The following is a 13,488-nucleotide window of genomic DNA, read 5'->3' as shown; positions in this document are numbered from 1 at the left end:
CGTTGTTGCCCACTCAACTCAGGGCCTCACGCAAGCGGTACCACAGCATGCCCAGTGCCAGCAGGGGTGAGCGCAGGGTCTTGCCGCCGGGGAAGGTCAGGTGCGGCACGGCGCTGAACACATCCAGGCCGTGGCTATGGCCGAGGGCGATGCTTTCGGCCAGCAATTTCGCCGTCCAGTGCGTCACGTTCAGCCCGTGCCCGGAATAGCCTTGGGCGTAATACACGTTGGGGTGCTGGCCAAGGCGCCCGACCTGGGGGAACCGGTTGGCGGTGATGCCGATCATGCCACCCCACTGGTAGTCGATGCGCACGTTGGCCAGTTGCGGGAACACCTTCAATACCTTCGGCCGCATGTACGCGCCGATGTCTTTAGGGTCGCGCCCGGAATAGTGGCAGGCGCCACCGAACAGCAGGCGGCGGTCTGCAGTGAGACGGTAGTAGTCCAGGCCGACCTTCTGGTCGCACAGCGCCATGTTCTGCGGGATCAGGCTGCTGGCCAGCGCTTCGGGCAAGGGTTCGGTGGCCACCACATAGCTGCCGGCCGGGAGCACCTTGCCACTCAGGCGCGGTTCCAGTTCATCGAGGTGAGCGTTGCAGCCCAGCACCAGGCTGCTTGCGCGCACCTTGCCGCGCGCCGTGTACAGCGTCAGCCTGGGCCCGTGCTCAATGCGCAGGACCGGGCTTTGCTCGAAAATGCGCACGCCCAGGCTGTGAGCCGCGCGGGCTTCGCCCTGTACCAGATCCAGCGGGTGCAGGTGGCCCGAGCCCATGTCTACCAGGCCGCCAGCGTACTGGTCGCTGGCGACGATCTCGTTCAACTGCCCGGCGCCGACCAGGCGTGTTTCATGGCGATAGCCCAGGGCGGCCAGGTCGTCCTGTTCATTCTTGAAAGCGGCGAACTGCGCATCGGTGTTGGCCAGTTCGCAGAAGCCCCAGCGCAGATCGCAGGCAATACCGTAGCGGGCGATGCGGTTGGCCACCAGTTCCACTGAGTCTATGCCGGCCTGTTTCAGGTAGCGCACACCGTCCTGCCCGACATGCCGGGCAAAGCCGCTGACATCATGGCCGATACCGCGAATCAGTTGGCCGCCATTGCGCCCACTGGCGCCCCAGCCGATGCGCCGGGCTTCCAGCAGCACCACCGAGAGGCCGCGCTCGGCCAGCTCCAGGGCGGTATTGACCCCGGTCAGCCCGCCGCCGATCACGCATACGTCGGCCGTCAGTTCACTGTCCAGGCTGGGGTAGGGTGCCGCGTCGCGCGCTGTGGCGGCGTAGTACGAGGCGGTGTGTTGGGTATTGAAAGACATGAGCGTTCTCGACTCAGCGGTTGGACTTGATCTTGCTCCAGGAGCGGGTCATGACGCGCATGATTTTCGGGCTCGGGGTGCTGGAGATGTACAGCTTGTCCAGCACCTCCTGGGGTGGATAGATCTCGGGATTGTTCACCAGCGATGCATCCATGTAGGCCTTGGCGTCCGGGTTGGCATTGGCATAGCCGACCGTGGCGCTGACCTTGGCGATCACTTTGGGGTCGAGCAGGTAGTTGATGAACGCCAGGGCCTGCTCGGGGTTGTTGGCGTCCTTGGGGATGGCCAGCAGGTCGAACCACAGGTTGCTGCCTTCCTTGGGAATGCTGTAGGCGACCTTCACGCCGTTCTTCGCTTCTACGGCGCGGTTGGCAGCCTGGAACACGTCGCCGGAGTAGCCGAACGCTACGCAGACATTACCGTTCGCCAGGTCCGAGACGTACTTGGAGGAGTGGAAGTAGGTGATGTAGGGGCGCAGTTCGAGTAGCCGGGCCTCGGCCTTGGCGTAATCGCCCGGTTTTTCGCTGCGCGGGTCCAGGCCCAGGTAGTTGAGCACGGCCGGGAACAGTTCGTCGGGCGAGTCCATGAATGCCACGCCGCACTGCTTGAGCTTTTTCAGGTTCTCGGGCTCGAACAGCACCGCCCACGAGTCGATATGGTCCACACCCAGTGCCGCCTTGACCTTGTCGACGTTGTAGCCGATGCCATTGGTGCCCCACAGGTAAGGCACGGCGTACTGGTTGCCGGGGTCGTTCTGTTCAAGTTGCTTGAGCAGTTTGGGGTCCAGGTGCTGCCAGTTCGGCAACTTGCTGCGGTCCAACGGCAGGAAGGCCCCGGCCTGGGCCTGGCGGGCGAGGAAGTGGTTGGACGGTACCACCACGTCATAACCTGTGCGCCCGGCCAACAGCTTGCCTTCGAGGGTTTCGTTGGAGTCGAACACGTCATAGACCACCTTGATTCCGCTGCTGGCCTGGAAATCGGCCAAGGTGGTGTCACCGATGTAGTCGGTCCAGTTGTACACACTGACCGTGGGCGTGGCCTGGGTGGTGGTGGCGAACAGCAGGGTGAATGCAGCGGGGATCAGGGCTTGCAGATGACGCATGGGAACACCTCGTTGGTCTTGTTCTTCGAGTTCGGAGCAGGCTTGCCTGTGCATGGGGTGCAAAGCACCCCCGCAGTGGATCAGACACTCAGCATCAGGAATTCACGCTCCCACGAGCTGATGACGCGCTTGTAGTTCTCGTGTTCGGCGCGCTTGACCGCCACGTAGCCCTGGACGAATTGCTTGCCCAGGTACTGCTGCACGGTTTCGCAGTCTTCCATGTGCTGCAGCGCATCTTCGATGGTGATCGGCAGGCGCAGGTTGCGTCGTTCATAGGCACGGCCCTGCACTGCTGCGCTAGGGTCGATCTGCTCGACCATGCCCAGGTAGCCGCACAGCAGGCTGGCAGCGATGGCCAGGTACGGGTTGGCATCGGCGCCCGGCAGGCGGTTTTCCACCCGCATCGCCTCCGGGCTGGACGTAGGCACGCGCAAGCCGGCGGTGCGGTTTTCTACACCCCACTCGACGTTGACCGGTGCCGAAGTATCCGGCAGGAAGCGGCGGAACGAGTTGACGTTGGGCGCGAACATCGGCAGCAGCTTGGGGATGTACTTCTGCAAGCCGCCGATGTGATGCAGGAACAGCGGGCTCATGCTGCCGTCTTCGTTGGCGAAGATCGGTTTGCCCGTGGCGATGTCGACCACGCTCTGGTGCAGGTGCATGGCACTGCCGGGTTCGTCGGTGATCGGCTTGGCCATGAACGTGGCGGCCACGTTGTGCTTGAGCGCTGCCTCGCGCATGGTGCGCTTGAACACGGTGATCTGGTCGGCCAGGTCCAGCGCATCGCCGTGGCGGAAGTTGATTTCCATCTGCGCCGGGCCGTCTTCGTGGATCAGCGTATCCAGGTCCAGGCCCTGGATCTCGCACCAGTCGTAGACGTCTTCGAACAGTGGGTCGAATTCGTTGGCGGCATCGATCGAGAACGATTGACGGCCACTTTCAGCACGGCCGGAACGCCCCAGTGGCACCTGCAGTGGCAAGTCCGGGTCTTCGCAGCGCTTGGTCAGGTAGAATTCCATCTCGGGCGCGACGATTGGCTGCCAGCCCTTGTCGGCGTACAGCTTGAGCACCTTCTTCAGCACGTTGCGTGGCGAAAGCTCGATGGGGTTGCCTTGCTTGTCGAAGGTGTCGTGGATCACGATCGCGGTTGGCTCGATCGCCCACGGGATCTGGTAAACGGCAGTGGGGTCAGGGCGGCAGACCATGTCGATGTCGGCGGCGTCGAGCAGGTTGTAATAGATGTCATCATCGACGTAGTCGCCGGTGACCGTCTGCAGCAGCACGCTTTCTGGCAGGCGCATGCCTCGCTCATGGAGGAACTTGGCGGTGGGCGCGATCTTGCCGCGGGCGATGCCGGTCAAGTCGCTGATCACGCATTCGACTTCGGTGATCCGGTGTTCTTTCAGCCAGGTGGACAGCTGATCGAAGGGGGCGTTCATACAGACCTCTTGGTTGGGTTTTGGTGTGGGAGCGTGGACGCTTGCGAAAACCGTTCAACAGTTGCGAAGGCGTTACGCTTCCCAGGTGACGCGCTGGAGACTATCTTGGGCGCAGCCCCCCGGGGCGATCTATCCACTTTCTTCAGTATCGAATGCACCAAAAGAGTGCATACAGGATGATGTGTGACAACCGCCAATGCGTTGAAGGTCCAGGCTTTCCATACCACTGACGTCACCGAGCAAGTGCGCGCCACCCCTGGCTGGCAGCAGCAGTACCGGCAGATGTCACCCGGGTACTTCAGCGGTGAGCTGCGTTGTCTGGGGCTGGATGGCGTGGAGGTGTACGAAGAGCGCCTGAATACCCGTGTGGAGCAGTTTTTTCGCGCGCCAAGCGGCGCGTTGGCGTTTTGCTTCGACCGCAGCGAGAACAGCCTGTACCTGCTGAACGAACAAAGCCGCAATATCTGGATCACGCCGGAGAACTACCACGAGGTGGCGGTCGTGTTCGACCAGGCCTTCCTGGCCCGTCATGGGCTGGACCCGCAGCGCCTGGAGGGGTTGTTCATGGTGCCATTGGGCAGCGGCCAGAATGCCTTGTTCGGCAGTTGGCTGAGCGCCATCCTGACGCGCCTGGCCGAGGCCGGCAGCCCGCTGCAGGGGCCGGCCCTGGCAGAGCAACTGCTGGAGGACTGCCTGTTCATACTCGACAACGCCTGCCAGCGCTTGCAGGGTGTGGCCCTGGGGCGACGTGACGAGGAGCGGGCGATCATGCGCCGGGTCAGCGAATGGGCGGCCGACTGCCCGGAAGAAACGCTGAACCTGGTGGAGTTGGCGGAGGTTGCCGGGGTTTCATTGCGTCAGTTGCAACAGGCGTTCAAAGCGTTCACCGGCATGCCGCCTGCGCACTGGTTACGGCTGCGCCGTTTGAACGGCGCGCGGCGCGATCTTTTGCGGGGAGGAGGGGTGACCGTCGCCGAGGTAGCGATGCGTTGGTCGTTCTGGCATTTGGGAAGGTTTTCAGAGAGTTATCGGCAGTTGTTCAAGGAGTTTCCGAGCGAGACGTTGCGGCGGGGCAGGGGTTGAGGGGGCACGCCAAAACTGAACCCAGCATCCCGTGCCGAAAGTTGCTATCGTGCCGCCCTGATTTCACCCGAGGTGCCGATGTTCTACCTGCCTTTGCCCAGCGACCAGGCTGACCGCCTCGCCAGCGCGGCTGTAACCGAGTTCTTCACCACCGCCAGTGTGCTCGATGCCGCTGCCGTGCTGTTCGTGCAAAACCTGCCACGCCAGCCAGCCACCGCCTCGGCCGACGCGCAGGAGCGTCGTTTCGCTGAAATCGTGCGCATCGCCAACCAAGTCGAAGGTGTCGCCCCCGGGCGCTTCCAGGGCCAGGTAGCGCAGCACTTCGATCGCGAAGCGTTCGCCATGGGCCTGGGCATGCTGGGCGAAAATGGCATTGCACTGCTGTCGGCCGAAGTGGAATACCAGGCGGACGAGTTGCTGGATGACGAAGGCCAGTGGAACTTCCAGTTCGCCGACCGCTACCGCCAACGGGCCACGCCGCTGCACCCGGTGTACCTGCCGTCGCTGGCCAGTGACTTGATGCTCAGCGACCAGCAGAACCGCCTGCTGCGTGAATTCCTCAGTGGCATCGACGAGTCTGTGGCTGTGCAAGGTTTCGCCGGCACCGGCAAGACCTTCCTGATTCACCAGTTCGCCCGGCTGCTGGACCCCCAGCGCACATTGCTGCTGGCCTTGACCGAAGGGCAGTTGCGCGCGCTGCAGGCGCGGGTCAAGGACGCTGCCGCCTATACCGCGCTGACCTTCGGCCAATTGGCTGACGAGCTGCTCAACCGCGACCTCACCAGCAACGGCTGGCGACTGCGCGACCCATACCGCACCAAGCTGTCCTGGCGCCCCCAGGAAGCGCAAGTGGTGCGCTGGCTGGCCATCCCAGATATCGGCCCGCTCGCAGCGCGTGACGTGGTTGCCTTGTGTATCCGCGCCGTGCGCACGTTCTGCCACAGTGCCGATACCCAACTTCAGCTGCACCACTTGCCCTGGGCCGGGCCGGGCACTTCGCCGCTGGATCAGGAGGTGCTGCTGGAGAAGGCACGCCTGTACTGGCAAGAGCTGATTCGTCCGTCGGCGCGGGACATTCAGCTGCCGGTGCGTGACTACCACCGGGTCAAGCTGCTGTCGCTGACCGAGCATGTGATCGACAGCCGTTACACCCATGTCATCGTCGACGAGGCCCACGAGCTGTCGGCACCGATGCTGGCGGTACTCGATCGCAGTCCACAGTCGATCATTACCCTGGGTGACGAACTGCAAAACCTCAACGGCCTCAGCCCGCACCATGGCAGCTTCATCCGGCAACGCTGCATCGACCATTCACTGCGCGCCGGGCCGGCAATGGACAATGTGCTCAACCCGTTGATCCAGGCGCACCCGGCCACGATCCAGGCGGCCTTCAGTGGCAACGCCGAGCACTACACCCGGGTCAGCTTCTTCGATACGGTGATGGTGCCGGAACAGCCCACGGCGCTTATCGTCGATGATGAATGGGGGCTGTTTGGCTGGTTCCAGCGCCTGACGCATCAGGGTGTGCCGTTCTTGTTGCTGAAAAGCGCTCGCAAGGACTTTGAACTGTTCGTCGAGGACTGCATCGAGCTGTACCGCTACGGCACGCGGCCGCGCCACCCGATGCTGTTCCGCTATGCCAGCTGGCAGGCGCTGGAGCAGGACAAGGGCGATGACAAAGCGTTCGTCGCCGTGGCCAACATGCTGCGCAAGGGCTACACGCCGGAGCACTTTGCCAAGGCCAAGAGCCGTTACCGCTGGGACAAGGCGCCGAAGTTGTTCCTGGGGCGTGTACGGGATGTGAAGAACATGGAGTTTGCCCGGGTGATGGTGTCGCCGGAGCTGATGGTGGCGCCACAGGTGGCGGGTAACCGCAATGAACGGGCGCGTATGCTGGCGGGGTTGTATACCGCCTGTTCGCGGGCGCGGCATGAACTGATCGTGCCGGGGGGGATGCTGGACTGGGTCAAGGACCAGGTTCGGGATTGAAGCGCCTGGGGCTGCAAAGCAGCCCCAGGGTCATGGATCAGTTACGGTCCAGCCACACCGTCTGGGCATTGGTGAACTCGCGCACCCCAAAGTGCGACAGTTCACGGCCGAAACCGCTCTTCTTCACGCCACCAAACGCAACACGGGGGTCGGAAGCGCAGTAGCCGTTGATGAACACGCCACCGGTATCCAGTGCGGCGGTCATGCGTTCGGCCAGCGCATAGTCGGCTGTGTAGATGGTCGAGGCCAGGCCGAACTCGCTGTCGTTGGCCAGTTCCACGGCATGGTCGGCATCGCGTGCAGTGATGATCGCCGCTACCGGGCCGAACAGCTCCTGCTTGAACGCGGTCATGTCCGGGGTGACATTGGCGAACACGGTCGGCGCGTAGAAGTTGGCCACACCTTCGACCTTGTTGCCGCCCAGCAGCAACGTGGCGCCTTCGGCCAACGTCGCCTGAACCTGGCCGTCCAACTCGTCGCGCAGGTCGTAGCGGGCCATCGGGCCGATATAGGTGTCGTCCTCCAGCGGGTTGCCGATTTTCAGCTGGCGCGTGGCTTCAACGAACTTGTGGGTGAACGCGTCGACGATGCTGGCTTCCACGATCAGGCGCTTGGCGGCGGCACACACCTGGCCGGTGTTCTGGTAGCGGCCTATCACCGCAGCCTGAACGGCGGCATCCAGGTCGGCGTCAGCCAGCACGATGAACGGGTCGGAGCCACCCAGTTCCAACACGCACTTCTTCAGCGCGGCACCGGCCTGTGCACCAATCGCCATGCCGGCACGCACGCTGCCGGTCAGGGTCACGGCGGCGATGCGCGGATCGTTGATGGCGCGGGTAACGCCATCCGGGGTCACGTTCAGTACTTCGAACACGCCTTCCGGCAGGCCGGCATCCTTGAACAGCTCAGCCATCAGGTAAGCGCTGCCCATCACGTTCGGTGCGTGCTTGAGCACGTAGGTGTTACCCGCCAGAATCGCCGGCACGGCGCCGCGCAGCACCTGCCAGAGCGGGAAGTTCCACGGCATCACGGCCAGGATCGGGCCTAGCGGGCGGTATTCGATACGGGCTTTTTCGACCTGGGTCGGCTCGGCGGCGAGCATGGCCGGGCCGTGCTCGGCGTACCAGCGGCAAAGGCCCACACACTTGCTGACTTCACCGCGAGCCTGGGCGATCGGCTTGCCAATTTCGCGGCTGATCATGTGCGCGAAGGCTTCGGCCTTGGTTTCGAGGGTGCCGGCCAGGGCCAGCAGGTACTCGCTGCGCTGACCCAGCGACACCTGGCGCCACTGGCGGTAGCCAACCTTGGCACGTTGCAGCGCCGCTTCCAGTGCGGCGTCGCTGTCGAACGGGTAGGCGCCGATCTGCTCGCCGCTGTACGGGTCGAGGGAGATGGCGTGGGTCAGGCTGCTGATCGCGCTCATGGCGGGACACTCTCGTTGTTGTTAATCAGTGAGGCCAGACTAGTGGGCTATGGCTTTAATGAAAACTGAATAATAATGAGCGAAACATTCACGTTTGGAGAATGGCTGTGGACCTGGTGCAACTGGAGATCTTCAAGGCCGTGGCAGAGCAGGGCAGCATCAGCGCCGCCGCGCAGCACATCCATCGGGTGCCGTCGAACCTGACCACGCGCATCAAGCAACTGGAGGAGGACTTGGGGGTAGAGCTGTTCATTCGTGAGAAGAGCCGCCTGCGCCTGTCGCCTGCGGGCTGGAACTTCCTCGAATATACCCGGCGCATCCTCGACCTGGTCCATGAGGCGCGGCTGACCGTGGCGGGTGAAGACCCGCAGGGCACCTTTGCCCTAGGATCACTGGAAAGCACGGCGGCGGTGCGCATCCCCGCGTTGCTGGCGGCCTATAACCAGCGCTACCCCAAGGTTGACCTTGACCTGTCCACCGGGCCCTCCGGGACCATGCTCGAAGGCGTGCTGTCTGGCCGCCTGGTGGCCGCGTTCGTCGACGGCCCGGTGCTGCACCCGACGCTGGAGGGCATACCGGTGTTCGAGGAAGAGATGATGGTCATTGCGCCACTCAACCATACACCGGTGACCCGCGCCCAGGACGTGAACGGTGAAAGCATCTATGCCTTCCGCGCCAACTGTTCGTACCGCCATCACTTCGAAAACTGGTTCGTACAGGACCAGGCGGTACCGGGCAAGATCCACGAAATGGAGTCCTATCACGGCATGTTGGCCTGCGTCAGTGCGGGCGCCGGTCTGGCCATGCTGCCGCGCAGCATGCTCGACAATATGCCCGGGTGCAGCACCGTCAGCGCCTGGCCAATGTCAGAGGACTTCCGCTACCTGAAAACCTGGCTGGTATGGCGACGGGGTACGGTCTCGCGCAGTTTGAGCATGTTCGTGAAGTTGCTTGAAGAAGGACGCGCAAGCTGATGTTTTTTCTCGATAACAGTCGATATCCAGAATGCTCAGGGCCAGCCCGTGCTCAGCGTCAGCGATGCCGGGCCACTGCTGTATGTGCAGCTGCCTCCCGGCAAAGCACAGCGTTTCCAAGTGATTTAGCCAATAGTGGCAATACACTTCCAACTTTCTGATTATCTGGACAATAATCAGAAAAGTATTACTTCGTATGACCGGTTTGGATGCACCGGTCAGCGCATAACATCGAGGGGCCCAAGCCCCCGCTTGCCGTGTAGACCATCAGGAGAGTCGTTGATGAAAACCCGTCTAGCAGCTTCGCTGGCCGTTGCAGTGCTGGCCTTTGCCGGAGCCGATCTGGTCCAGGCTGCGCAGATATCAGGCGCCGTGGGCGCCACTGGCCAAGGTGACATGACCTACCGTATCGGCATGTCGTTCGACTGGGACAAGAAATGGCTGCAAAGCAGTGCCGGTCATGTGAGCGGTTACTGGGATGCGGCCTACACCTATTGGGAAGGTGGCGATGCCAGTGGTGCGCATTCGCTGTCGTTCAGCCCGGTGTTCACGTATGAGTTCAGCGGCTTTACCTACACGCCTTACATCGAGGCAGGTATTGGCCTGGCAGCGTTTTCAAAGACCGACGTGGGCGACCAGCGACTGGGGTCGTCGGTCAACTTCGAAGACCGTATCGGCTTTGGCCTGAAGTTGCCGGGAGAACAGAAGGTAGGCATCCGTGCCATGCACTACTCCAACGCCGGGATAAAGCAGCCAAACGACGGCATCGAGTCGTACTCGCTGTTCTATAGCAGAGCTTTCTGACATTACGGGGCCGCTGCGCGGCCCCGGCAATTCAGAACGTATAGGAAACGCCGGCCTGCACCGTGCGCGGTGCGCCGGGGTATACGTAGCTGTTGAACGCCCCCTCGTCATACCCCTTGTTGAACACGTTCTTCACGTCCAGATTCAACCGCACGTGTTCGTTGACCTTGTAGAACGTCAGCAGGTCAACCACGGTGTACTGGTCCATGTTGTAGGTGACCGCCTCGGTCTGGCCATTGCGGTCATCCACATACTTCAACCCAAGCCCTAGCCCCAAACCTTTGGCAAAACCGTCCTGGAACTCATAAGTGTTGAGCAGGCTGAAGCTGTTGCGCGGGATGTTGGCCAGTCGCGTACCCGTCGGCAGGCGGTTGTCCTTGGTAACTTCGGCATCGACATAGGCGTAGCCACCGATTACCCGCCACTCAGGCGTGATATTGCCGGCGATGTTGATATCCAGCCCGCGGCTGCGCACTTCCCCGGCGGCCAAGCTGTAGTTGGTATTCACCGGGTCGCGCGTCAGGACGTTCTCCTTGACGATGTGGTAGATCGCTGCGTCGACACTCAACTGGCGGTCGAGTGACTCCCATTTCACACCCAGCTCGTAGGACTTGCCTTTCTCTGGGTCGAAACCGCCGCCACTGGCCGGCGTGCCCGTATTGGGTTTGAACGAACGTGCGGTGTTGGCGTAGACCGCCAGGGTATCGGTCAGGTCGTAGATCAAGCCAAGGCGGGGTGTAACGCCGTTTTCGCCCTTGCTGAAATCGCCGGCATTGTTCAGCTTGTTGTCATAGTCATGCTCGAAACGCTCGAAGCGCACACTCGCCAGCGCCTTCAATCGCTCGGTCAGCGCTACCTGGTCCTGAATGAAGAACGCCCACGTCTGCAGGTTTTCCTTGTCCCAGGTGGTGGTGCGGTCCAGTGCCGGGCGCGGCTGGCCCAGTACCGGGTTGTAGATGTCGATCGGGTAGGCTGCCGAGGAACGCTGGATGATCGAGTTGTAGTCGTAGTTCTCGTATTCGACCCCGGTCAACAAGGTATGGCTGAAATTGCCGGTGTCAAAATGCCCGGTCAGGTTCAGCTGCCAGTCGCGGTCGGTCCACTCCAGCTTGCGGTAGTTGAAGTTGCGCTGCAGCGTGCGTCCATCTGCCGGTGCGCCGTCGGCTTCGACAGCGTTGCCTTTGAGCGAGCCATCGAGGAACTGGAACCCGCCAGCCAGCGTCCAGTTGTCATTGAGCAGGTGCTCGAAACGCAGCTGCGCCATGTTGTTGTCGTTATGCAGCAGGTTGTCGCTGCCTTTTTCCCAGATATAGGTATCGCGCGAGGCGCTGCCGGTCTGGGTGGGGTAGCGGGTCAGGCCGCGATCGAGGGGGTGGTTGTTGCGCATGAAATCGCCTTCGAAGGTGATCTTCGTGGCGTCATTGACCTGCCAGCTGATGACCGGGGCGACATCGTAGCGTTCGCTTTCGACATCGTCGCGGAAGCTGTCGCCACCTTCACCCAGTATGTTCAGGCGGTAGGCCAGCGAGCCGTCCTGGCTCAGCGGCCCGGTGGCATCGAGGGTGGCACGGTGCATGCCTTGGTCGTCGAACTGGCTGCCAAGGGTGACCTTGGACTCAGGCAACGGCTGCTTGCTGACCACGTTGAACGTACCGCCAGGGTCGCCACGGCCGTACAGGCTGCTGGCCGGGCCACGGATGACCTCCAGGCGCTCGACGGTGTTGGCGTCCGGGGCGTTGGGGTAGCCGCGGTTGATCGGAAAGCCGTTGCGATAGAACTCGCCGGTCGTGAAGCCACGCACGGTGAAGGTTGTCAGGCCCTGGCCGCCGAAGTTGTTGGCGCGGCCGACACCACCGGCGTAGTCCAGGCCGTCCTGCAGGCGCGTGGCGCCCGTGTCTACCAGCACATCCTTGGGTACCACGCTGACCGATTGCGGGGTTTCGTGCAGCGCCGTGTCGGTGCGGGTGGCACTGGCCGAGCGGGTGGCCTTGTAGCCTTCGACCGGGCCGTCGGCGCGTTCGCTGTCGGCAGTACTGGTGATGCTCAGGGCCTGGAGTTCGATCTGGTTAGGGTCGCTGAGCGGTTCAGGCTCGGCAAAGGCCAGCGGGGAGACAGCATGAAGCACACAAAGCGAAACGAACGTGCGGCGCATCGACGGTACGGTCCTTGAATAGGGCGCTAAGGGGCTGGGTCGGGAGATGCCGCGAACATACTACGAATCATTATCAAATGCATTAGTTTTGAGTGGCACTGGTGTACCAGAAACCAAGGGGGAAGAAGTTACGGTCACAGTAGTGCCTGCAGGAGCAACCTTGTGCTGCGAAGGGACCGATAGGTCAGAAGCTGCTCTGTGGGTGGAATTGCCTCTTCGCAGTACAAGGTCGTCCTAGCCTGGCCCCTGGTCAGTCTGATGAAGCTCAGCGAATCGCCTTGATCGCCAACACATTGCACAGCGGGTGTTCCAGCACATGCGCCGTTGTCCCGCCCAGGAATGTCTGCATGGCGTCATGCCGATGGCTGCCCATGACTATCACGTCCACCCGGTTGTGGCCGACGAACTGGGCAATTGCCCTGGTCGCAGCCCCTTCGAGGAAGTGCCGGCGCTCCAGCGGAATCTGGTGATGGTCGCCCAGGCGGTTGAACGCCGCCCGCTGCGCGGTACGCACGCTGCCATCGAAGCCGGGCATGGTGACCGCACCGGCACCGAAGTCGGCGATGTGGGTCTTGGCCGCATCGCACACATGCAGCAGGTGCAGCTCGGCGTTGCACTGCAGGGCCAGGTCATGGGCGCAGTGGATGACTTGCTCGTCCAGGTGTTCGCCAGCGCCGTGGCTGTTCAGGTCCACCGCGGCAGCGATCTGCCGTGGCAGGGGCAGGCGAATGTCGCTGACCAGATGCACGGCGACCGGGCTGTCCTTGAGCAATTGCCAGTCCAGCGGCGTTACCAGCAGGCGTTTGAGTACGGGTTCGTGCTGTACGTCCTTGACCAGCAGATCGCAGCCCAGCCGTTCGACCCGCTCTAGTACGCTGCCCAGCGGGTCGCGGGTCAACAACAGCTCGGTGGACACGTCCAGGCCGGCATCGCTCAGCTGTTCGGCCTCATCCGCCAGCCATTGGCGGTTGTCGCTGAGCAGCCGTTCACGCTCACGGCCATCGCTCATCAAGCCAAAGGTGTCGACGTCGTCGACGAATACATTGATATCCAGCAGGGCACCGCTGGATTCCGCCAACGCCGCAGCGCGTTGCAGCGCAGGCGTATGACGCATTTGCGGGCCGAGCATGACGAACAGACGTTTGAACTGGCTCATCGCACACCTCCACGTGTGGCAGCCCCCCGGTGATCTGGTCATGTTCAGTCTAGACTG

At 62.4% G+C, this 13,488-nt stretch carries 10 protein-coding genes; 4 read left to right on the top strand and 6 right to left on the bottom strand.

From position 1 onward, the window contains the following. Positions 1 to 13: 13 nt before the first annotated feature. The 3 genes from J3A98_RS11365 to J3A98_RS11355 form a co-directional block, all read right to left on the bottom strand. The gene (locus J3A98_RS11365) at positions 14 to 1,309 is read right to left on the bottom strand and encodes an FAD-binding oxidoreductase (RefSeq protein ID WP_209966211.1); all 1,296 of its coding nucleotides are present in this window, start codon (positions 1,307 to 1,309) and stop codon (positions 14 to 16) included. Between the two features lie 13 nt (positions 1,310 to 1,322). Then, positions 1,323 to 2,411 carry a polyamine ABC transporter substrate-binding protein gene (locus J3A98_RS11360; RefSeq protein ID WP_209966209.1) on the bottom strand — a complete coding sequence of 363 codons (1,089 nt, stop codon included), beginning with the start codon at positions 2,409 to 2,411 and terminating at the stop codon, positions 1,323 to 1,325. A gap of 80 nt (positions 2,412 to 2,491) precedes the next feature. Beyond that, a complete protein-coding gene (locus J3A98_RS11355) occupies positions 2,492 to 3,850 on the bottom strand; it encodes a glutamine synthetase family protein (protein ID WP_021785086.1) in 1,359 nt (452 codons plus the stop codon). Positions 3,851 to 4,033: 183 nt separating this feature from the next. On the opposite strand from J3A98_RS11355, the gene J3A98_RS11350 reads away from it, so the two are divergent. Both J3A98_RS11350 and J3A98_RS11345 read left to right on the top strand, forming a co-directional pair. After that, positions 4,034 to 4,933: a helix-turn-helix domain-containing protein gene (locus J3A98_RS11350; protein ID WP_209966207.1), complete on the top strand. Its 900-nt coding sequence runs from the start codon at positions 4,034 to 4,036 to the stop codon at positions 4,931 to 4,933. Positions 4,934 to 5,011: 78 nt separating this feature from the next. Next, positions 5,012 to 6,922, top strand: coding sequence for an AAA family ATPase (locus J3A98_RS11345; RefSeq protein WP_209966205.1), 1,911 nt, complete (start codon positions 5,012 to 5,014; stop codon positions 6,920 to 6,922). A 37-nt stretch (positions 6,923 to 6,959) separates the two neighbouring features. Here the strand turns inward: J3A98_RS11345 and J3A98_RS11340 are convergent, their stop codons facing one another. Further along, positions 6,960 to 8,345, bottom strand: a complete 1,386-nt coding sequence (locus J3A98_RS11340; RefSeq protein WP_209966203.1) for an aldehyde dehydrogenase family protein — start codon at positions 8,343 to 8,345, stop codon at positions 6,960 to 6,962. A 107-nt stretch (positions 8,346 to 8,452) separates the two neighbouring features. Between J3A98_RS11340 and J3A98_RS11335 the strand changes: the two genes are divergently transcribed. Both J3A98_RS11335 and J3A98_RS11330 read left to right on the top strand, forming a co-directional pair. Further along, positions 8,453 to 9,319, top strand: a complete 867-nt coding sequence (locus tag J3A98_RS11335; RefSeq protein ID WP_004374302.1) for a LysR family transcriptional regulator — start codon at positions 8,453 to 8,455, stop codon at positions 9,317 to 9,319. A gap of 282 nt (positions 9,320 to 9,601) precedes the next feature. Further along, positions 9,602 to 10,123 carry an acyloxyacyl hydrolase gene (locus tag J3A98_RS11330; protein WP_176684277.1) on the top strand — a complete coding sequence of 174 codons (522 nt, stop codon included), beginning with the start codon at positions 9,602 to 9,604 and terminating at the stop codon, positions 10,121 to 10,123. A 31-nt stretch (positions 10,124 to 10,154) separates the two neighbouring features. Here the strand turns inward: J3A98_RS11330 and J3A98_RS11325 are convergent, their stop codons facing one another. Beyond that, positions 10,155 to 12,275 carry a TonB-dependent siderophore receptor gene (locus J3A98_RS11325; RefSeq protein ID WP_209966201.1) on the bottom strand — a complete coding sequence of 707 codons (2,121 nt, stop codon included), beginning with the start codon at positions 12,273 to 12,275 and terminating at the stop codon, positions 10,155 to 10,157. 265 nt (positions 12,276 to 12,540) lie between these two features. Next, complete coding sequence (locus J3A98_RS11320) at positions 12,541 to 13,431, bottom strand: universal stress protein (protein WP_176684275.1); 891 nt, start codon at positions 13,429 to 13,431, stop codon at positions 12,541 to 12,543. Between the last annotated feature and the right edge of the window lie 57 nt (positions 13,432 to 13,488).

The organism is Pseudomonas sp. BP6, assembly GCF_017875935.1.
GTDB classification, from domain to species: domain Bacteria; phylum Pseudomonadota; class Gammaproteobacteria; order Pseudomonadales; family Pseudomonadaceae; genus Aquipseudomonas; species Aquipseudomonas putida_Y.
This window is presented reverse-complemented; position numbering and strand designations above follow the sequence as displayed.

Bases quoted from the DNA above. Each gene is read 5' to 3' on its own strand.
- J3A98_RS11365 (WP_209966211.1), bottom strand. From the start codon at position 1,309: ATGTCTTTCAATACCCAACACACCGCCTCGTACTACGCCGCCACAGCG.
- J3A98_RS11360 (WP_209966209.1), bottom strand. From the start codon at position 2,411: ATGCGTCATCTGCAAGCCCTGATCCCCGCTGCATTCACCCTGCTGTTC.
- J3A98_RS11355 (WP_021785086.1), bottom strand. From the start codon at position 3,850: ATGAACGCCCCCTTCGATCAGCTGTCCACCTGGCTGAAAGAACACCGG.
- J3A98_RS11345 (WP_209966205.1), top strand. From the start codon at position 5,012: ATGTTCTACCTGCCTTTGCCCAGCGACCAGGCTGACCGCCTCGCCAGC.
- J3A98_RS11340 (WP_209966203.1), bottom strand. From the start codon at position 8,345: ATGAGCGCGATCAGCAGCCTGACCCACGCCATCTCCCTCGACCCGTAC.
- J3A98_RS11330 (WP_176684277.1), top strand. From the start codon at position 9,602: ATGAAAACCCGTCTAGCAGCTTCGCTGGCCGTTGCAGTGCTGGCCTTT.
- J3A98_RS11325 (WP_209966201.1), bottom strand. From the start codon at position 12,275: ATGCGCCGCACGTTCGTTTCGCTTTGTGTGCTTCATGCTGTCTCCCCG.
- J3A98_RS11320 (WP_176684275.1), bottom strand. From the start codon at position 13,431: ATGAGCCAGTTCAAACGTCTGTTCGTCATGCTCGGCCCGCAAATGCGT.